Origin of the sequence: Nostoc sp. JL23 (assembly GCF_017115065.1) — a bacterium.
Lineage (GTDB): Bacteria > Cyanobacteriota > Cyanobacteriia > Cyanobacteriales > Nostocaceae > Nostoc > Nostoc punctiforme_A.
In genome coordinates this window covers 42,620-64,000 of sequence record NZ_JABXKN010000034.1, presented here as the reverse complement: position 1 = coordinate 64,000, position 21,381 = coordinate 42,620, and the positions used below count along the sequence as shown (strand labels likewise).

Genomic DNA, 21,381 nt, shown 5'->3' with positions numbered 1-21,381 from the left:
GCAATTGTTTTGGCTAACAATGCGATTGTTTCGCCTGACAATACGATTGCATTGGCTAACAATGCCATTGCATTGGCTAACAATGCCATTGCATCGGCTGACAATGCCATTGCATCGGCTAACAATGCCATTGCATCGGCTGACAATGCGATTGTGTCGGCTAACAATGCCATTGCAACATCGCACAACACTAAAGTGATGGACAGCCGACGGACGCTTACCTATATCAACTTGATTCAATCAAATCAGCGATCGCTTTCACCAATACATCTGGATCTACTGGTTTGGAGATATGCATTTGAAATCCTGCGGCTAATGCTTGCTGCTGATTCATTTCCCCCGCATAAGCTGTCAGCGCGATCGCTGGTACGTTTCCTCCTTGTTGGGGCGATCGCGATCGCACTTCCCGCATCAACATATAACCGTCTGTTTTTGGCATTCCAATATCGCTAATTAAAACATCTGGTATCGACTCAGATAGCGCTTGTAGTGCTTCTTGTGCTGATGATACGGCGGTTACTTGCACACCGTAATCTTGCAAAATAAAGGTAATTAAATCGCGGATATCTGGTTCATCGTCCACTACCAAAACTTGAGTGTCCGCAGGCAGCGAGGATTCCGGCTCAGAATATGAAGACTGATTCTCTTCACCCCGAACCTGTTCGCTTCTAACCAAAAGCGGTAACTCGACACTGAAGGTTGCACCCAGTCCTTCTCCAAGACTTTCGGCTTGAACATTTCCCCCATGCATTTCTACAACCTTACGCACGATCGCTAGTCCTAAACCTAGTCCACCAAATGTCCTTGTAGTTGTACCATCAGATTGACGAAAGTAATCGAACACATAAGGCAAAAAGTCTAGGCTAATTCCCTTACCTGTATCGCTCACCTGAATTTGAGCCTGATTTGCAGCTTCCATGAGTCGAACTTCTACCCGTCCTCCTGTTGGTGTAAATTTTACTGCATTGGAGAGCAAGTTCCACACAACTTGTTGCAGCCGATTTGGGTCGCCCATCACTTGTCCCAAATTGGTATCAAATACGGTCTGAATTTGAATTGACTTGGCTTGTGCTGCTAGTCGTACTGTTTCTAGTGCTGCTTCAACTACCATTACCAAGCTGACAGGACAGATATTCAAGTTTAATTTTCCTTGGAGAATGCGCGACACATCCAACAAATCTTCAATTAGCTGGGTTTGTAACTTGGCGTTGCGTTCAATGGTTTCTAAGGCGTGGTGAGTAGTTTTTTCATCAAATTTGCGAGTCCGCAGCATTTTCGACCATCCCAGAATGGAGTTGAGTGGGGTTCGCAGTTCATGGGAGAGAACCGCCAGAAATTCATCTTTAATTTTGTTGGCGATTTCTGCTTGTTGGCGTGCTGTCTTTTCGCGGTAGAGTAGGCGATCGCATTCTTCTTCAGCCAATTTGCGCTCGGTTATGTCCAGTACAAAAGCAACACCGTTGTCTTGGGAGTCATTTAGCAAAGCTATCCCCAAAACTATTGGTACTCGCTTACCGTTGCGGTGGATGTATTCTTTCTCGAAAATTCTGGAAACTCCAGTGGTTTGCACCTCCAAAAAGGCGCGATCGTCTAAATCTTTATACTCAATAGGAGTAAGTTCTCTCCAATTAATTCTACCTAGAGTGGTAAATTCCTCACGAGTGTAGCCAGCTAGTTGAAGAAAGGCATCATTGGCATCATTAACAAAGCCATGCACATTCCAAAAAGCGACCCCAATCAAGTTAGATTCAAACAAACGCCGAAATCGCGCTTCACTTTCACGTAAAGTCTTTTCTGCCCGTTTGTGTTCGGTAATATCGCGACAAACAGTAATTACGCCTTCAATACTTTGGTTATAATTTCGTAATGGTGTGAGAATGTATTCATAATAATGCAACCCATCGCCAGTAAAATATTTACACTCATCTTTTATCGGCTGCCCAGTTCTCATGACAGCAAGTCGTTGAATATCTACTTGCATTATTAGGTCAGCGGGTAAATCCATTTCTGGCAAACTTTTCCCGACAATATCTTGGGGCTTTAAACCTAGTAAAGTTGCGCCATCACGGCTAACATACTGATAACAACCTTGGCGATTAAAGATGTAAATATGATCGACTGAGGCGGTAAGGATGGCATCTAAAATATTTGCCTGTTCTTGGACTTGTGTCGTCAGTTCGCGAGTACTTTCTTTTGCCTGCTGACACACAGTAGTTTCCATACAAACGCCGATCATTCGTACCGCTTGCCCTTGAGCGTCATAGATAAATTTTCCCTTGGCGGAAATCCAATGTGTACTTTGGTCTGGGCGAACTATACGAAATTCATCATTGTAGTCAGTTTTTTGTGCCAAAGCGTGGGCGATCGCTTGCATGACAGATGGGCTATCTTCAGGATGAACGCACCTTTTAAACGTCTCATAAGGGCTATCAGAACTACTTGGAAGTAAACCAAAAAGCAGTTCATAATTTTCTGACCAGATAACTTGATTGGTAACAATATTCCAATCCCACAAGCCCATCTGGGATACATCTAGAGCTAGCCTAAGTCGTTCTTCACTCTCCTGTCGCTCTGCAATTTCTTGTTGGAGTTGCTGTAAAATTACTGCTACATCTGTTGGTAAATTTTGATGTCCAGATGCATCCTTCTCAATCTGCCAATCAACAACTTGAAGATGAGAATTTTCTGCTTTTACTGGCAGCTGTCTTTTTAGTTCTATTAATTCTTCCTCAAGGGCTGTTTGCCTTTGTTGATAAAATATTTCTGATTGCTCTAACTCAGCTACACGCTGCCGTAAAACTGCTAATTCATCAGTAACTTGAAAGTTAATTTTATCAACATCTTGCATATTGTACACCGTTAATATTTAATAATATCGACAATATCGACTTGAAGAGTAGGTTTCCCCTAGTTTCACCTATAAATAAATATTTCAGCTATCAAATGTAACCTCTGAAAAGGTACATAAAAATTAAAAATTAAAAAATTATCGCCGCGATCGTTTTTTTATTATTGAATATATGCTTTTTGGAGCAAAAACAGTTTATGAATCTCACCCAAAAGGTATATATGAGTTTCGATAATTGTAGGGTAAGCACCGCCTGCCAAAAATATCAAAATCGAGCTTTGTGACATCAGTCACTTAATAGTGCCCACCCTACAAAAATAGCTAGATAGCTAAATAAATTTTATTTCTTCAATCGGATGATAGCTGCACTAATTAATAGTGCCACAACCTGCCCTAAGAAGACAACACCCGATTGATTTACGCCAACAGGAGGAATATTTAAACTTCCGATACCATAAAATAATTGTTGTACAAACCACCAAAATATATAGAAAAAGGCTGGTAGCTGGATAGGGATATACAAGATTATTAGCGGCAAAACAGTGTCAATTTTAGCTTTAGGAAACTTCATAACGTATACTCCTAAAATAGCTGCGATCGCACCATTTGCCCCAATCAATGGAACTGTCAAACTCGGTTCAGCCAAAATTTGTATTACCCCTGTCATCACACCAGCAGCCAGATAAAATCCTAGATAGCGTCCGTGTCCTAGAAGATTTTCTACAGTTTTCCCAAAAACCCACAAAAATAGTAAATTTCCTAATATTTGACTAAAACTGCCGTGTAGAAATATGCCAAAAAATAGGGTAAATACCCGCCAAACTACAACTATCCAAGCCGCAGAGTTGAAAAAGAGAGCATTTGTAACTGCTCCACTAATCTGCGCTGGTATCACACCCCAACTATGGACAAAATAGCCTAATTGACCGCTAAACTCTAGTTTAAGTTCCCATAAAAATACAGCCAGGTTAATGCCAATCAACCAGTAATTAATAATTGGCTTACTTCGACAACGAATATTATCACTAATAGGAATCATATAGATTTGTCATTAGTCATTAGTTATTCTTCCCCTGCCTCCTCTACCTCCCCTGCCTCCCTCACTCCTTCACTTCCCCTTAACGTGTGGCAAGATTGAAATCAGATCGCATCGCACTTAACTAGGCAAACAAGATGCTAGGAAACACACTTGTAGGAAGATACCAAATTATTAGTAACTTGGGAGGTGGGGGTTTTGGTGAAACTTTTGTGGCTTGTGATACCCAATTACCTGGTTCACCTCTATGTGTTGTTAAGAAACTCAAACCCCAGGCAAGTGATCCAGTAACTTTGGAAACAGCTAGGCGTTTATTTGATACGGAAGCGCAAGTTCTGTATAAATTAGGAACTCACGATCGCATTCCCCAACTTCTAGCTTACTTTGAGGAAAATGCCGAATTCTATCTTGTACAGGAATTGATCGAAGGTCATGACTTGAGTAAAGAATTAACACCAGGTAAAACCCTCAGTCAAGAGGAAGTCATTTCACTTTTACAAGAACTTTTGGCAATCTTAGAATTTGTCCATCAACAAAATGTAATTCATCGTGATGTAAATCCCCACAATATTCTCAGACGCCAACCAGATGGCAAATTAATTTTAATTGATTTTGGTGCAGTGAAACAAATTGCTACTCAAGTTATAACTCCCCAAGGTCAAACTCTAGCAACAGTAGCTATCGGTACACCTGGATATATTCCTGGCGAACAAGCTCATGGTACGCCAAAATTGAGCAGTGATATCTATGCTGCGGGAATAATTGCTATTCAAGCTCTCACTGGATTATCACCAGAGGAAATAGTAAAGGATGCTGATACTAACGAAATTATCTGGCATGACAAAGCCACGGTAACACCAGAATTTGCTCAATTCTTAGATAGAATGGTGTGCTACGACTTTCGGCAACGCTATCCTTCAGCAACGGTGGCATTACAAGCGCTGAAAGAGTTAACACAACCACCCACGCAAACAATAGCGTTAACTCCTCCTTCTCCACCAAAAAATATCAACAAACCTGAACCTAAAAAAGGTATATTAGGTAAAATTTTACTAACAATATTTTTCCTGACTGTTGGCGGAGTAGCATCAATATTTATTTGGAGTTACATTAATTCAAATAATGCCATAGAATTATCTAAACAAGGAAATACACTTTTTGATTTGCAACGTTATCAAGACGCGCTAGAAGTGTATGAAAAAGCCATTAGTCTTAGACCAGATTATGCTAAAGCTTGGAATGGTCAAGGCAAAACGCTAAATAAATTAAGAAAATATAAAGAAGCATTAGTGGCTTATGATAAAGCAATTCAAATTCAGCCAGATTATTTAGATGCTTGGATTGGACGTGGCACTGTATTGGGAAATTTACAACGATATCAAGAAGCGATCGCCTCTTTTGACAAAGCCTTAGAATTAAAGAATGACAACTCAGAAGTCTGGAATGCTAAGGGTGAAGCTTTCAGTAATTTAAACCAATATGACCAGGCAATTAAATCTTATGAAAAAGCGATTGAACTCAAACCAGATAATTATGAAGCGTGGTATAAAAAAGGATTAGCCTTGCAGAATTCTAGGCAATATGAAGAAGCGATCGCAGCTTATCAAAAAGTCGTTGATTTAAAACCAGACTACGAGCAAGCCTGGTATAATCTAGGGAATGCGCTAGTAAATTTAAAACGCTATCAAGATGCATTTGCAGCTTATGATAAATCGGTGCAATATCAGCCAGATTATTACCAAGCTTGGTTATCTAGAGGTAATATACTGCTGAATTTGCAGCGTTATCCAGAAGCGATTGAATCTTTTAATCAAGTAATTAAATACAACCCCAGAAGCTATCAAGCATGGTATAATTTGGGATGGTCGCTGCATCAAAACCAACGCTATGAAGAAGCAATAAAAGCTTATAATAAAGCGGCAACGCTGAAGCAAAATAACTATCAACTTTGGTATAATTTAGGGAATTCGCAATACATATTGCAGAAATATGAAGATGCGATCGCGTCTTATAATAAGGCAGTTCGTTATAAACCAGACCATTCCGAAAGCTGGTATAGCAGAGGCAATGCCCTATTAAATTTGAAACGATATCAAGATGCGATCGCTTCTTACGATCGAGCAATAAAATACAAGCCTAATTACCAACAAGCAATAGACGGCCGCAATCAAGCCCAAATTCAACTGCAAGGCGCAAAACCACAGCCTGTAATCGTACCAATTCTTCCATTTCCTAATTCCACCAATCCACCGCAGACAACACCCTAAAAGGATGTTTTAAAAGTTTTCTTTTCGGTAAAAAAACATTCTAGATACCCCTAAATCCCCCTTAAAAAGCGGGACTTTGATTCCGATTCCCCCCTTTTTTCGGGGGGCTAGGGGGGATCAGCTAGTGCCTAAAATCATAGCCAACCACTTTTCAAACAACCCCTAAGCAACCTATCAAATTGACGAAGTTAACGTGAGTTCGACAAGTCTTATTTGACCTCTCCCCCAGCCCCTCTCCGACACGGAGAGGGGAGCAAAAAGCTGAATTTTTCGTTGCTCCTCCCTTTCCGTTTCGGAGAGGGAGGTTGGGAGGGAGAGGTTCATCGAACTCACGTAAGTTAGGATTGGATCGTGTCTGTTAAATTGCCCATAATAAAATAACCTCAAAGAGCAATACAGTTCAGTTAAGCAATTTTTTCCTTCTCTTTCTTCTCTCTGCGTCCTCTGCACCTTGGCGGTTCGTTAAAAAATTGACTTGGACAACAGTTTTAGCCTTAACTGAACCGTATTGCCCAAAGAGCTTATAGCTAAAGCTACAGGTTTCCCTTTCTTAATAGGCTACGGTGTACACACAAATAATTCCTAAAAATTAATCCCCTTCCCCAAAGCATCGGGGAGGGGAGACAAAGCGTACCTTTTGCCGGGTGGGGTGATTCGGGTTTAATAAGTAATCAAGCGGACAAGATATAAAACAGCCCTAGCCATCATTCCCGACTCAATAGGGATTTGAATCAATCCGTCCCCTTTTGACACTCCTGAGATAGTACCCAGAAGTTGGTCTGTTTCTTAAGTTGAAGGTATCGCCACTGCGAACTTTCCAAATTTTGTAATTGGAAAAGGTCAAAGGCTTTCGGGGTTCGCATACTTCTGGCAGATGATTACCAAGTACAAAGTATGCCGCACCCCTACCCATAACTTTCACCAAACCGTTTTTATCCACAAGAACCGATGTACTTTCACTAACCGCTATACCTAAAACACTGCTAGATACACCATCCTTAATTTGACGCGCAATGAAAGTCATAATTCGACCCATTCTTTCCCGTCTGTCGAAGTGTGTATCTACAATAGTTCCCTTCAAATTACTCCAATTGAAAAAGTTGTAAGTAAAAGTAATGTCTCGGTAGGGATCTTCGAGTGCGTCTCTAGTTTCAATGCCTTTTTCGGAAGAAGCGCAAGCATCATAGACACAATCACTTTGGATCATTGCACCCGCACTAGTGCCACCAATACCACCTCCCTTCAGGTAAACTGACTTAACGGCAGCCTCAAGCTTGGTATCTTTCCAGTTGCGGATATATTGACATTGATCCCCGCCAGCAAAGAAAACTACATCAGCATTTCGGATTTTTTCATAAATCTCAGCTTTGTTTGCCTCTTGTCTATCCCTAACCAGAAGAGTTTCCACAAAATTTACACCCTTCATGGCATAAATTAGCCGATTGTAATCGTGATTACCGTTAGTGCGGAGAACTACAACATTAACTTTAGTGCTGGAGTTACTACCACCCCTAACTTGGTTAATCATCCACTGGATAGCATCATCGACATCGGGGCCTCCCCCACCCAAACTCAGGACTGGGCCCGCTAAGGAGGGACGGAAATCAAAGGAGGGAGAGGTGGAGGGGCGAACATCAACAGTGTCACCCAGGAAGAAGCGTTTCCAGCTTGCAATAAAACGGGTTATTAGGAAGGTTCCCATCTTCAACAACTTGATTCCTGTACTTTTCAAGCGCCTTGCTATGCTTGGGAATGCCTTTGTCATACTAAACTTCTAGAGCAAACTGCAATTATTGCTAGGCTGTGACGCATTTTAATTGCTTATTTATTCGTGAAATTCGTCCTTTGTCATTAGTCATTTATCAGTTGTTGTGAATAACCAATTGACTTAGGACAGTCTTAACGAAAAATGTGCAATTTAGACGCGCACTAGCTTAACTGTGGCACTAGATAGGGTAGAATTTCCAGCGTACAGGGCTTGTACTGTTTGTTAACGCAAAATAACGCAGAGCGATCATTAATTGTCTGCGTTACTGTGCAAAAATTCTACATTGCTTGTAGCGTTTAATTCTGGTCAGATGAAACCTAAAATAGATTAGGTGTTGGTTGTCAGTGTCCAGATTCTTCCGTAGTTACTGGGAATAGTTACCCAATATTCTGAATAACTGGGAACGCCGATTAAATTGTTTTCACCATTTAGTTCTTCCTGATAATTGCCAGCAATTGGGAACCAGAAGGGTACATTTTGATCGCGATCGCTAAAGTTAAGTGCCACTAGGCTAAACTTGTTACCATGTTTGCGCGAAAATAGCATTTTAAATTTGGAGTTTTCCAGGTTTTTTCCTTCTGGCTCCACTCATATTGTTGATAGCCAAGTGTGAAGGCGGATAATTTACCTACACCAAATTCTCTGGCAAAAGGGTCAAGAATCCAATCTATTTCTCCCTGATTGGGATTTTGTAAGCAATAACGGTAAACATATCTACCTGGTTCTCCCCATGCAGATTTGGCACTGGGTTTTGATTGAGTTTTGATATCTACCTGAGTTGACCAATAATCACCATACTCTGAGTCGATAGAATGCTTTAGTTCAAATTCTAAAGGCTGAATATCTTGGATAAATTGATCTTTTTCGTGGATAATTTTAATTATTAGCCGATTTCCATCCTTTTGAGAAACCCAAGGCAGAAATAGTCCAAAATCAACAATACCGTTGGCTTCTCTAGCTCCTAGTTTATCCAAAGGAAGCAGTTTCATATAGTTATAGTCATCCTTGATGAATTAGCTTTTTATAGTGTTACTGATTTCGCATTTCCAAAAATGCAGCATAATTCAGGAGTAAAAAACGCTTTATACCTGGGTAACAGATTTAGCTTGTGTACCTTACTAACTTGAAATATGCTGTAATATCTAAAACCAGATTAAATTTGCACTACTCTATAAATTGAAGCAGTGCCAGCTATAAACTTATCAAAGGTTGATTAAGGATTTATGCAGGTTCAAATAAAATTTTAGATCCCCGACTTCTTCAAGAAGTCAAGGATTTATCTTACCAAGCAATTTGCGATCGCTCTTGTACAACTTGCTGATATACTTGCTCGGTTTGCTTGGCTAATTTCGGCCAGCTAAATCTTTGTTCTAAATCCTCATAAGCGTTATCCACCAGCCATTGGCAATAACCTGGATTTTTCAAAACCTCCAAAATTCCCCAAGCTAATGAATCGGGATTGTTCACCCAAGTCACAATACCTGTTTTGGTATGTTGCACCACTTCTGGAAAACCACCAGTATCAGAAACGACTACAGGTACACGAGAAGCAAAGCTTTCTAAAGCTACAATTCCAAAGGGTTCGTAAAGGCTCGGAAAAACCGCACAGTCAGCGACAGTTTGAAATTTATCTAAGTATTCATCGGAGAGAAAACCGGTAAAATAACAATGATGCCAAATTCCTAAATCCCAGGCTTGGCGTTTGAGATGGTCAGTATTGCCACCACCAACGATCACAAATTTAACATTACCTCCCATTTCTGAAAGGATTTTGGGTGCGGCATTAAGTAATATAGGTACACCTTTTTCATAGGTCATACGACCGAGGTAGTAAACGATTTTCTCATCGTCTGCGGCAAATTGGCGGCGAAAATCCAGAGCATGAAAATCGATGTGATGCTGTTTCTTTTCGGCTCGGATACCGTTATAAATGACATCTATTTTGTCCCAAGGACTGTAGAGCGCTCGTTCTACTTCTTGGCGCATATAGTCGCTACAAACAATAATCCGCCAAGCATTGTAAGCTAGCAAGGTTTCTTTGCCATTGATATAGCCTTGGATATCTGTGTGAATACCGTTATAGCGTCCGTATTCTGTAGCGTGAATTGTAGCAATTAGTGGTATTTTAAAATTATGCTTGAGAGCGATCGCAGCATCTCCGACTAACCAATCATGGGCATGAATTAAATCAAAGGGTCCTTCTTCTAAAATCAACTTACCACCGTGATCTCCCATACTCAAGTTGAGATTCACTACCCAGTGGAAAAAGTCGTTACTATATGCCACTGGTACTCGATGTACTTTCACTCCTTCAACAACCTCATACATCGATGCCTGACCAAACTCTGCTGTAATCAGGTGGATTTCATGTCCTAGCTTTACCAGCTCCGGGTACAACTCCGCTACATGCCGCGCAATTCCCCCAATAATCCTTGGTGGAAACTCCCAACTCAGTACCAATATCTTCATCTACTAGACTCCCCAACACTTTATAAATATCTAAGAAACCACATTTACCTAAAAATACAAGTCTGGCCAACGCAGTGAGTACTTTTACTAAAATGTTTAGATTTTTTAACAGTGATTTTCTTAAAGGTTATCAACTGTAGGCTAAGGATAGAAAGCAAGGTATAGTAATAATTCGTAATTGAGCCTCCCCTTCGCAACTAGGTGTCAAGAAGGGATAACGACGGAAACAGCATGAACTTGATCGCGTCCTTGCTGTTTGGCTACATAAAGTGCTTTGTCTGCTGCATTAATCAAGTCTGGCGGCGAAATTTCAGAATTTGGCACAATGCTAACAACGCCTAGACTAACGGTAACACGATCGCACACGCGAGACTGAGTATGGGGAATGGCTAAGTCGCAGACTGCTTGTCGGATAGTTTGAGCTACATAGATTGCTCCTTGAATCTCTGTATTAGGCAGAATGATAGTAAACTCTTCCCCACCGTAACGAGCGACTAAATCGGCTGGACGCTTAACAATATTTTTGAGGGCACTTGCTAATTGCCGCAAACAATCATCCCCTCCTAAATGACCATAAGTATCATTGTAGAGTTTAAAAAAATCGACATCTAACAAAATTAAAGACAGTGACAATTGCTCGCGTTTGAGTCGCTGCCACTCAGATTCCAGATACTCATCAAATCGACGGCGATTGGCTATTTGAGTCAAGCCATCTAGGGTAGCTAATCTTTGTAATTCTTCATTAATTAGCCGTTCTCCCTCGGCCTGTTGTCGCAACATCACTTCAGCTTCTTTACGGGTATTAATGTCTTCTACCGAACCAAGAATCTGCGTTGGACTGCCGTTAGCATCTCTGGCAAATACGACTTCTCGTGTATTTAGCCAACGCCATTCTCCATTTTTGTGTCGGAATCGGTATTCAGTGGAAAGTACTTGATTGTCGTTCAGGTTGACGAAGCGATTCGCTATGTCATAGCAGAGGTGTCGGTCGTCTGGATGAAAGCAATTTATGAACCAGTGTGGATCTGCGTTACAAAATTCCTCTGGAGAGTAGCCTAAAACTGTCGCACTTTTCTCATTAAGATAAACACTTGTTCCTTTTAAAAGGTCAAATAGATACAAAATATGCGGTACGGTATTAGCAACCTTTTGTAGAAAGTCTTGACTGGAGCGCAATGCCTCTTCAGCTTTGCGGCGTTCCTGAAGCGCGGCTTGATATTCAGTAATATTTCGTCCTTCTGAGATGAGTAGGGTAATACGCCCGCTTTCATCAAGTATAGGACGCAGTGAGAAATCAATCGCGATCGCTTGAGCATCTCGACCTAAAATCTCAACTTCATAGCGAATAGATTCACCATTAGCAGCAGATGCGATCGCAGTTTTTAATTGCTCTTGAGTATTTAGAGAAATTGTCCACCACTTTGCTTCCCAAAAAGGCTTGCCAACTACTTCTTCGCGATTAATCCCAGCAAAGTCCAGTGCTGTTTGGTTGATTTCTAATACAATTCCATTCGGCTGAAGCAATCCCATAAACTGAATGGTTTGATTGAAAATCGCCCGGAATTTTTGCTCATTTTCACTTAAAGCTTGTTCTACCAGTTTGCGTTCAGTTATATCTCGTCCAACAGATTGAAGTTCTACAAGCATCCCCTGCTCATCAAATATCCCTTGAACAATCCACTGCGTCCACCGCACCCCTTCGCAAGCTATGGCTCGATTTTCAATGGTAATAACGGGATTTTCTAAGCTGATAGAATTTACCAGACTAAACACACGTTCCCGATCTTCTTCAAACACAACAGGTTGGTAGTGCTGGGCGATAATTTCTTCTCGCTTCAGTCCAAAAAATCGGCAGAAAGCTTCATTAACAAAAGTAACAGTACCATCGGGTAAGCCTCTAGCAATCAATTCTGTTTGGTCTTCGAGGATTGTACGATAACGTGCTTCGCTCTCTTGCACCTGTTTTCGTAAGCAAAGCTCGTCATAGACATCGCTAATATCAAATACTAAACCCTGAAGTAACTGAGTTTGTCCATCGGCACAGAAAACGAGGTTGGCTTGGTTTCGTACCCAAATTATTCTGCCATCGCGCCTAATCATCCGATACTCAATTCTCAAAGGCTCTCCGGTAGCAATTGTAGTGTTTACAGCTTGCCAAAGGCGATCGCGATCGCTTGGATGAGTGTAATCTAACCAACTATTAAAGAAACCAAAGTTCCAATCTTCGGGAGCAATGCCTAATAATTGTTGCAGTTGTGGACTAATATAAGCAACTTTTGTAGTGTTATTAATCGGTGAGACATAAACAACGCCCGGAATTTGTTCTACCAGAGTGCGATACTTTTGTTCTACTTCAGAAAGTTGTTCTTCTGTCTGCTTGCGACTCATGATGTTTTGAATTTCTACAATAAATTATCATTTTTTCTGTTAGAAATCCCGCATTAGAGACACACTTAAGGATGGTTGAGCCAACAGCGAGTCAGTGTGGCTTTTTGAAAGCTAAACCTGCCAGCAGCATACTGAAACTCGTACACTTAAGGCTGCTGTTTCCAGCCTTTGTAATTAAAATTAACGGATATTGAAAAAGAATACAGAATACATAATTCAGAACAAGAAAACTGTGGTGGGGGCCTAAAAGGCAGAGGGACAGAGGAGAAAGACTTACTGCAAATTCTCCCCTGTTCCCCTGCTCCCTTGCCTCTTTCTCAGATGCGGACTTGCTACCGTTGCGCTATCCGCTACTCTGACTCCAATTCTTTCTGACTTCTGACTTCTGACTCCTGAATTCTATTAGTTTTGATCCAAGCGCAGCACTGCCATAAAGGCTTCCTGGGGTACATCTACAGTACCTACAGATTTCATCCGCTTTTTACCTTTTGCTTGCTTCTGCAAAAGTTTTTTCTTCCGACTGATGTCACCACCGTAACATTTGGCTAGCACATCTTTCCGCAAAGCGGGGATATGTTCGCTGGCAATAACTTTACTGCCAATAGATGCCTGAATTGGCACTTTGAATTGATGGCGGGGAATTAGTTCCTTGAGTTTTTCTGCCATTGCCCGCCCGACGTTGTAAGCTTTATCTCGATGCACAATCATCGCCAAGGAATCAACGGGATCGCCGTTAATCATGATATCCAGCTTCACCAGAGGATTTTCACGGTAGCCGATGATGTGATATTCCATACTAGCGTAACCGCGCGATCGCGACTTCATTTGATCGAAAAAGTCAGTCACAACTTCCGCCAAGGGTAGCTCGTAAGTGAGGGTGGTTCGTCCTTGGGCGAGATATTTCATATCTTTGAAGATGCCCCGGCGATTTTGTGACAACTCCATCAAGCTGCCAACATAAGTTTCCGGTGTAATCATCTCTACTTGGACGTAGGGTTCTTCAATTCTTTCGCGATCGTTGGGAGAAGGTAAACGGCTAGGATTATCGATGTACAGTTCCTCACCTTTTAAGGTAATCACCTTATAAACCACCGAGGGGGCTGTAATGATTAAATCTAGGTTATACTCTCGCTCTAGACGTTCTTGGACAATTTCCATGTGCAGCAAACCTAAGAAACCGCAACGAAAGCCAAACCCCATTGCGCTCGAAGTTTCGGGTTCGTAATGCAGCGCTGCGTCGTTGAGTTCCAGCTTTTCCAAGGCTTCCCGCAAATCTTCAAATTGATCGGCATCAATGGGGAACATTCCACAAAAAACCATCGGGTTCGCTTCTGCGTAACCTGGTAAGGGTGACTCCGCTTTTGCCTTACTCAGGGTAATTGTGTCTCCTACCCGTGCATCAGCTACAGCTTTAATTGCCGCTCCCAAATAGCCTACTTCCCCAGCGTGCAGTTCATCAACTTGCTTTTGAGTCGGAGAAAGGACACCTAACTCATCAATTTCAAACTCTTTACCGGATGCCATTAAATGGATGCGATCGCCTTTTTTCAACGTGCCATCCATCACTCGGAAATAGACAATTACTCCCCGGTAACTGTCGTAATAGCTATCAAATATTAACGCTCGTAAGCGTTCATTTATCGTATTCGGCGGTGGCGGTATCCGTTCAACAACTGCTTCTAAAATCTCATTAATCCCAATTCCTTCTTTAGCAGAAGCCAGAATCGCCCCACTGCAATCTAGACCGATAATTTCTTCAATTTCGCTAATTACCCGTTCTGGTTCAGCCCCCGGCAAATCGATTTTATTCAAAACCGGAATAATTTCCAGGTTACTCTCTAACGCTAAATATACATTCGCCAAAGTTTGCGCCTCCACACCTTGGGACGCATCTACTACCAATAGCGCTCCTTCGCAAGCAACAAGAGAGCGGGAGACTTCATAAGAGAAATCCACGTGTCCCGGAGTGTCAATCAAATTCAGCACATACTGCTGACCATCTTTGGCTGTGTAGTTCATCCGGGCAGCTTGCAGCTTAATCGTAATGCCGCGCTCCCGTTCCAAATCCATATTGTCGAGAAACTGTTCCTTCATCTGTCGGTCTTCAACAGTGCCAGTAGCTTGTAGCAAGCGATCGGCGAGGGTTGATTTCCCGTGGTCGATGTGAGCAATAATACAAAAATTGCGAATGCGAACTGCGGGAACGTCAGTCATATACTATCTTTGCCTTAGCAGCAACCAAAGTTAAAAGGGCAATTTACTTAATGTATTTTAATGCTTTCTTAGCCAAGACGCTCCGGTTTTAGTGCTGAGTTCTGAGTGCTGAGTTAGGAGTTAGGAGTTATTATTCTTCCCCTGCCCCTCTGCCCCTCTGCCCCTCTTCACCCCATCTTTAACTTTCGATCTAAATAGGTGGACATTTAAGAATATTATGAAAGTCTATTTGTCGCTGCTAGTATTCAACAGCTAGGAGCGTACAATAAATGTAAATAAGTACATGTAGGGATCGTGTAGGGATCGCGGGCAATTGCGACTGCTAATTGCCCATAATCGCTGATTTATCGGCAAAATTTCTAGAGCCATTGTCTAGTCAGTTATATGAAAAATGCGATTTAAAACTTAAAACTGTTACTTTGGTGCTATTTCAGGGAAGTATTTAACTGTGCCCTTGAAAATTTTTCAGCGAATTAGCCCAAATAATGAATATAACTACTTTACAAAGCTTTAGACAAAACCAATTCAAAGAATTCAGAGTATATAAACCTATGAATATGAGAGAGAAAACTACCAAAGCGGAAAATACACCAGCCGATAAGGTAGAAATTGCTGTCCGCCTAGACTCCGAGTTACTAGAGCAAATTCAGCATCTCACCAATGACCCAAGTAAAGTAATTGAGGTGGCAATTCGCCAGTGGTTACGGGGTGAAATCCTCAGAGATGACGAACTAACGCGCACGCCTGTGCGTACTCCTGTTCCTCCTCGCGGTGAATGGAACGATTGACGCCATTATTTAACTGTCAATGCAAGTTAAAAAAAGTAAAGTTTGCCGATCTGGTTTTCAGAACACCAAAAAATACCCCATCAAACCCAAAAAAGCTGTAAAAATTTATGTATAAATTTCAGCGGCTTTAGTAAAATTACGGTCGGATACCCTTTGTCTATCCAACTCAATTAATGACTATTACTGCCAATTCCCAATTGTCGAATGTATTTTCCCAAAATCTGGAATCTATTACCAGTAAGACTGATGGCTTATTACCAACTCTAGGAGCCGAGTTGGTTTATACGCAAGATGGGGCAGGGCGCTATCTGACCTTTTGTTGGCAGTACAGCGAACTCCTGGGGTTAAGTACTGAAAAAATAGTTGACGATCTGAACCAGACTCAAACTTTTGTCCCGGTGGATAAGGTTACTTATTTGGAACGATTGCACCGAATTTTGACAAATTTGGTGCCAGAAAGGTTTCAATGTTGGTTTAGCTATCAGAAGGAATTATTTGAGTTGGACTTAGTGATTAGTCCGATTATGCCGAGTTTGGGAACCACTGCTACTACCGTTTTAGTGATGGGACGGTTAGTACAAGCGACACTCAACAAAAAACAAGCGCGCGTGGCATCAAAAACGCCCACACAAATAGAGTTGGCTTTGCGTTCACAGCAACACCAAAAATTGGTAAATCGCATTACCAGAAATATTCGCCGGACATTGGATTTAGATATTATTTGGCAGCAAACAGTTGATAGTTTGGGGAAAGCACTGCGGCTAGAACGCTGCATTATTTGTCCTTATCAGCCCTCAAGCCCAAAAGTGCAGGTGAAGGCTGAGTATCGCCAGCCAGAACTCAAATCAATGCTTGGCTCAGACATAGATATAGCTTCTGAGCCTGCCTTTGCTCAAGCCTTGGCAACCCTAGAACCAGTTATGATGGAAGTGGCTGGATACAAAGAGTCTGGGCGGCAGAAAACTTTAGTAGTTGCGACTTGCTATCAAGACCAAGCTAATGGATTGGTTGCCTTGAATTGGCAGGATGAATGCTATACATTAACAGAATCGGAATTAGAACTGGCAAAAGAAGCAGCAGATCAATTGGGAACTGCGATCGCTCATGCTACTTTATATGAAGAATTAGAAATAGCCCGTCAAAAAGCCGAAGAAGCTTCCCGCCTCAAAAGTGAGTTTCTAGCTAATGTATCCCATGAAATTCGTACCCCCCTCAACGGTATGATTGGCTTTTTGAAGCTGATTTTGGAAGGGATGGCAGACGATCCAGAAGAACAAAATCAGTTTTTGACAGAAGCTCACCAATTATCAATACATCTGCTGAATATCATCAACGATATTTTGGACATTGCCAAAATCGAAGCTGGGAAAATGGAGCTAGCTTATGCTCCAGTCAAGCTAGATGAGCTGTTCAGTCATGTAGAAGGTTTTATGCGTCCCCAAGCCGAAATGAGAAACCTCAGCTTTCGGATGCAAATGCCTGCTACCTCAGATGAAATAATTGTCCAAAGTAACTACCAACGATTGCTACAAGTGATGCTCAATTTGGTAGGTAATGCCATCAAATTTACCCATGAGGGTGGCGTTACCGTCAGCGCCGATTTAGTACTCAAAAAGGCGAACTTTCAAGATCAGCAATTTCCTGGCATGGTGAGAGTACGTGTGGCAGACACTGGTATTGGTGTTTCCTTAGACAAACAAGATAAACTGTTTCAATTATTCTCTCAGGTGGATGGCTCCCGGACTCGCCAGTACGGCGGCACAGGTTTGGGACTGGCAATATCCCAAAAGCTAGTGGAGGCAATGGGGGGCGAGGTACATTTTTATAGTTTGGGCGAAGGACTTGGCTCAACAGTCACATTCACCGTGCCACTATATCAACAACCAGTCATGGTTTCGTCTAATGATAGCGACTCAACAAGTAGTGCTGAGTGCTGAGTTTGGATACTTGGGAATACTGGGTTTTGAGTTTTAAACTTTAAAGTTTTTTAGTAATTATTATTTAATTAGGACTAGCCCTTTCAAGGTGAGTAAAAATTTTGCTCAAAAAATTCCTCTTTAATCTCTTAACTCTGTGTTCTCTGCGTCTCTGTGGTTAAATAAATTACTTTTAAACCGCAGAGGCACAGAGAGCGCAGAGAGAAAAACAGAGATTTTACGAGTCACCTTGAAAGGGCTGGTCCTATTAATAATCATATCGGGCATGGGGCAAAACAGTTCCGAGTTCCGAGTGCTGAGTAATATTCCTTACTCAGCACTCTTGAGGAGTATTGGGAAAAACCTTCCTTGTCCTCACCTCTTTACGTTCTCTTCAGTACTTTAAAGGCTAAAGTAGAGTAGGAGGGCTTGCACAAGAAATTGTTCAGCTAATCTAATATCTATCAAGTTGCTAAAACCAGCAGTGGTTAAGTCAAAAGTCATAAAAAACTGACACCTGACAATCTAGCGGCAATTAGATTTAGGATCGATTTAACAAAGCTGGAAAATAAAACTTTGGATAATGGTTAATGAGTAAGGGTGCGTTGGTTACAGGGATCGTTATTATTCAATGCCCCATAACGGCAGTTGCTCCACTTGGGGAAACCCCAAGACCCTTCGGGTTCGGCAGTCCCCCATCGACGGAAACCGCCAAGACGGGGGCTGCCTCACCGCACTGCCTCCCCCATTTCCTATGCCCATCCCTAACTTAGCAGGTCTAAACTATGGAACTCACAATTGACAACGTTGAAACAGTTTTAGATGAAATGCGCCCTTATCTTATGTCTGATGGCGGCAACGTGGAACTCGTAGAACTTGATGGGCCCGTTGTAAAACTGCGGCTGCAAGGTGCTTGTGGTTCTTGTCCCAGTTCGGCAATGACCTTGAGAATGGGTATTGAGCGCCGCCTTAAGGAAATGATTCCCGAAATTGCAGAAATTGAGCAAGTGGTGTAAAAGTTAGGAGTTAGGAGTTAGGAGTTATGAGTTTTCAATTAACTCCTAACTCCTTATTCTTAACTCCTAACTATTTCTATGTCTCATCCTCTCTACATTGCTTTTATCTGGCATCAACATCAGCCGCTGTACAAATCTCCTGGCAGCGGCGTTTCGCTATCTCCGAGTCAGCAGTACCGTCTCCCTTGGGTACGTTTGCATGGTACTAAAGATTATTTGGATTTGGTATTGCTCTTAGAGCGGTATCCTAAGTTACACCAAACGGTGAATTTAGTTCCATCGCTGATATTGCAACTCGAAGATTATATTGCTGGTACTGCTTTTGACCCTTACCTCACAGCCAGCTTGACACCGGATGAGCAACTTACCCAGCAACAGCGGGAATTTATTATCCAACACTTTTTCGATGCCAATCACCATACCTTGATCGATCCACATCCCCGCTATGCCGAGTTGTACCAGCAAAGGCAGGAAAAAGGGCAAGCTTGGTGTTTAGCAAATTGGGAATTGCCAGATTATAGTGATTTGCTAGCTTGGCACAATTTGGCTTGGATCGATCCGCTGTTTTGGGATGACCCAGAAATTGCTGCTTGGTTAAAACAGGGACGGAATTTTACTTTAAGCGATCGCCAGCGCATTTATTCCAAACAGCGGGAAATCCTCAGCCAGATTATCCCCCAACATCGGAAAATGCAGGAGGCGGGGCAGCTAGAAGTTACGACCACGCCTTACACCCACCCAATTTTACCCTTGCTAGCTGATACTAACTCCGGTCGGGTAGCTGTGCCCAATATGACACTACCCAAACAGCGATTTCAGTGGGAAGAAGATATTCCCCGCCACTTGCGGAAAGCTTGGGACTTTTATAAAGACCGCTTTGGACAGATACCTCGTGGTTTGTGGCCTTCGGAACAGTCGGTAAGTCCGGCGGTACTTCCGCATATTATTAACCAAGGTTTTAAGTGGATATGCTCAGATGAAGCCGTCTTAGGATGGACGCTGAAACACCTTTTTCATCGGGATGGGGCGGGGAATGTGGAGCAACCAGAATTGTTGTACCGTCCCTATCGCCTGCAAACCGCCGAGGGCGACTTGTCAATTGTGTTTCGTGACCACAGATTATCAGACTTGATTGGTTTTACTTATAGTGCAATGCCAGCAAAAAAGGCAGCAGCAGATTTAGTGGGACATTTGCAAGCAATCGCTAAAATGCAAAGAGATAGTCATAGTGAACAACCTTGGCTAGTTACTATCGCCTTAGATGGGGAGAATTGCTGGGAATTTTATCCCCAAGATGGTAAACCTTTCTTAGAAGCTTTATATCAAAGTTTGAGCGATGAACCCCACCTGAAACTCGTCACTGTCTCCGAGTTTCTGGAAGAATTTCCAGCTACAGCCACCATCCCCGGAGGGCAGCTACATAGTGGTTCTTGGGTAGATGGCAGTTTCACCACTTGGATCGGCGATCCCGCCAAAAATCGTGCTTGGGATTATTTGACAGCAGCAAGGGAAATGCTTGCAAGTCATCCCGAAGCGACGGAAGAAAACAACCCCGAAGCGTGGGAAGCATTGTATGCCGCAGAGGGTTCCGACTGGTTTTGGTGGTTTGGTGCAGGACACTCCTCAAATCAGGATGCGATCTTTGATCGGTTGTTTCGAGAACATCTGTTTGGCATTTACAAGGCATTAAATGAACCTGTACCGCCCTATCTCAAGCAACCAGTGGAAATCCACGAAGCACAGGCTAACCACGCTCCACAAGGGTTTATTCACCCCGTCATTGATGGTAAGGGTGATGAGCAAGATTGGGACAAAGCTGGACGCATAGAAATCGGCGGGGCGCGGGGGACAATGCACAATAGCAGCGTCATCCAGCGGCTTTGGTACGGGGTGGATCACTTAAATTTCTATTTGCGGCTGGACTTTAAAAGTGGCGCCGCACCAGGACAAGATTTGCCAGCAGAGTTGAATTTGCTGTGGTTCTATCCAGAAAAAACAATGGTTAACAGCCCAATTCCCTTGGCAGATGTACCAGATGCAGCCCCACTTAATTACCATTTCCACCATCTTTTAGAAGTTAACTTGCTGACGCAATCGATTCAGTTTCGGGAAGCTGGAGACAATTATCAATGGCATCCCCGTTTCAGTCGCGCTCAAGTAGCTTTAAATAATTGTTTAGAGTTAGCAGTACCGTGGGCAGACTTGCAAGTTCCGCCAGATTATCCTCTGCGACTGATTTTGGTGCTTGCAGATGAAGGGCGTTTTTCCAATTACTTGCCAGAAAATGCTTTGATTCCCATTGAGGTGCCTTAACACTCAATATTCTTGGTGTTATACCATTTCATTAAATACCTATTAACCTCCAATAGCTTCCGGTGGAGTCGTGCGATCGCTCACGACAAAGTGTGCGGTCGCGTGACGGCAACCGCCACTTAAACTAACTCAGATACTGAATGAAATTAAAGCATTATATTTTGCTCATTCGATAAATGCAGATTTGAGAGTAAATGCAAAAATAAATGCTTCAGGCTTCAGTAAAAACCCTTCCCAAGTACAAGCATAAATGGATTTGAGAAAAACACCAGTGATACCATTACCATACGTTAGAAAAAACTCACTTCTTAAGAATCGATATGATAGACAAGTAAATAAAATTTAAAAAATATTTATC

General features: G+C 42.2%; 13 protein-coding genes. 5 read left to right on the top strand and 8 right to left on the bottom strand.

Annotated elements, in window-relative coordinates:
• Window positions 1-226: 226 nt before the first annotated feature.
• Together HWQ42_RS05805 and HWQ42_RS05800 are read right to left on the bottom strand one after the other, a co-directional pair.
• Window positions 227-2,848, bottom strand: coding sequence for a PAS domain S-box protein (locus HWQ42_RS05805; RefSeq protein WP_292810122.1), 2,622 nt, complete (start codon window positions 2,846-2,848; stop codon window positions 227-229).
• Window positions 2,849-3,188: 340 nt separating this feature from the next.
• On the bottom strand, window positions 3,189-3,887 hold the full coding sequence (locus HWQ42_RS05800; protein ID WP_292810120.1) for a rhomboid family intramembrane serine protease: 699 nt from the start codon (window positions 3,885-3,887) through the stop codon (window positions 3,189-3,191).
• Window positions 3,888-4,021: 134 nt separating this feature from the next.
• Between HWQ42_RS05800 and HWQ42_RS05795 the strand changes: the two genes are divergently transcribed.
• Window positions 4,022-6,151, top strand: a complete 2,130-nt coding sequence (locus tag HWQ42_RS05795) for a serine/threonine-protein kinase (protein WP_292810118.1) — start codon at window positions 4,022-4,024, stop codon at window positions 6,149-6,151.
• 715 nt (window positions 6,152-6,866) lie between these two features.
• Here the strand turns inward: HWQ42_RS05795 and HWQ42_RS05790 are convergent.
• From HWQ42_RS05790 to lepA, 6 genes are all read right to left on the bottom strand, one after another.
• Window positions 6,867-7,916: a cyanophycinase gene (locus HWQ42_RS05790; protein ID WP_292810116.1), complete on the bottom strand. Its 1,050-nt coding sequence runs from the start codon at window positions 7,914-7,916 to the stop codon at window positions 6,867-6,869.
• 330 nt (window positions 7,917-8,246) lie between these two features.
• A complete protein-coding gene (locus tag HWQ42_RS05785; RefSeq protein ID WP_292810114.1) occupies window positions 8,247-8,426 on the bottom strand; it encodes a hypothetical protein in 180 nt (59 codons plus the stop codon).
• The gene (locus HWQ42_RS05780; protein WP_292810112.1) at window positions 8,426-8,908 is read right to left on the bottom strand and encodes a hypothetical protein; all 483 of its coding nucleotides are present in this window, start codon (window positions 8,906-8,908) and stop codon (window positions 8,426-8,428) included. The genes HWQ42_RS05785 and HWQ42_RS05780 overlap by 1 nt, the downstream gene beginning before the upstream one ends.
• A 292-nt stretch (window positions 8,909-9,200) precedes the next feature.
• The gene (locus tag HWQ42_RS05775) at window positions 9,201-10,388 is read right to left on the bottom strand and encodes a glycosyltransferase family 4 protein (RefSeq protein ID WP_292732220.1); all 1,188 of its coding nucleotides are present in this window, start codon (window positions 10,386-10,388) and stop codon (window positions 9,201-9,203) included.
• Window positions 10,389-10,592: 204 nt separating this feature from the next.
• Window positions 10,593-12,776 (bottom strand): PAS domain S-box protein, encoded by a 2,184-nt coding sequence (locus HWQ42_RS05770; RefSeq protein WP_292810110.1) that lies wholly within the window; start codon window positions 12,774-12,776, stop codon window positions 10,593-10,595.
• Window positions 12,777-13,178: 402 nt separating this feature from the next.
• The gene (lepA, locus tag HWQ42_RS05765; protein ID WP_292810108.1) at window positions 13,179-14,990 is read right to left on the bottom strand and encodes a translation elongation factor 4; all 1,812 of its coding nucleotides are present in this window, start codon (window positions 14,988-14,990) and stop codon (window positions 13,179-13,181) included.
• A 551-nt stretch (window positions 14,991-15,541) separates the two neighbouring features.
• On the opposite strand from lepA, the gene HWQ42_RS05760 reads away from it, so the two are divergent.
• The 4 genes from HWQ42_RS05760 to HWQ42_RS05745 all read left to right on the top strand — a co-directional run bounded on the left by HWQ42_RS05760 (window position 15,542) and on the right by HWQ42_RS05745 (window position 21,023).
• Window positions 15,542-15,778: a hypothetical protein gene (locus tag HWQ42_RS05760; protein ID WP_292810106.1), complete on the top strand. Its 237-nt coding sequence runs from the start codon at window positions 15,542-15,544 to the stop codon at window positions 15,776-15,778.
• Between the two features lie 173 nt (window positions 15,779-15,951).
• Window positions 15,952-17,715, top strand: coding sequence for an ATP-binding protein (locus HWQ42_RS05755; protein WP_292810104.1), 1,764 nt, complete (start codon window positions 15,952-15,954; stop codon window positions 17,713-17,715).
• A gap of 764 nt (window positions 17,716-18,479) precedes the next feature.
• Window positions 18,480-18,710: a NifU family protein gene (locus HWQ42_RS05750; RefSeq protein WP_012408256.1), complete on the top strand. Its 231-nt coding sequence runs from the start codon at window positions 18,480-18,482 to the stop codon at window positions 18,708-18,710.
• Between the two features lie 78 nt (window positions 18,711-18,788).
• Complete coding sequence (locus HWQ42_RS05745) at window positions 18,789-21,023, top strand: glycoside hydrolase (protein ID WP_292810102.1); 2,235 nt, start codon at window positions 18,789-18,791, stop codon at window positions 21,021-21,023.
• The last annotated feature ends 358 nt before the right edge of the window (window positions 21,024-21,381 follow it).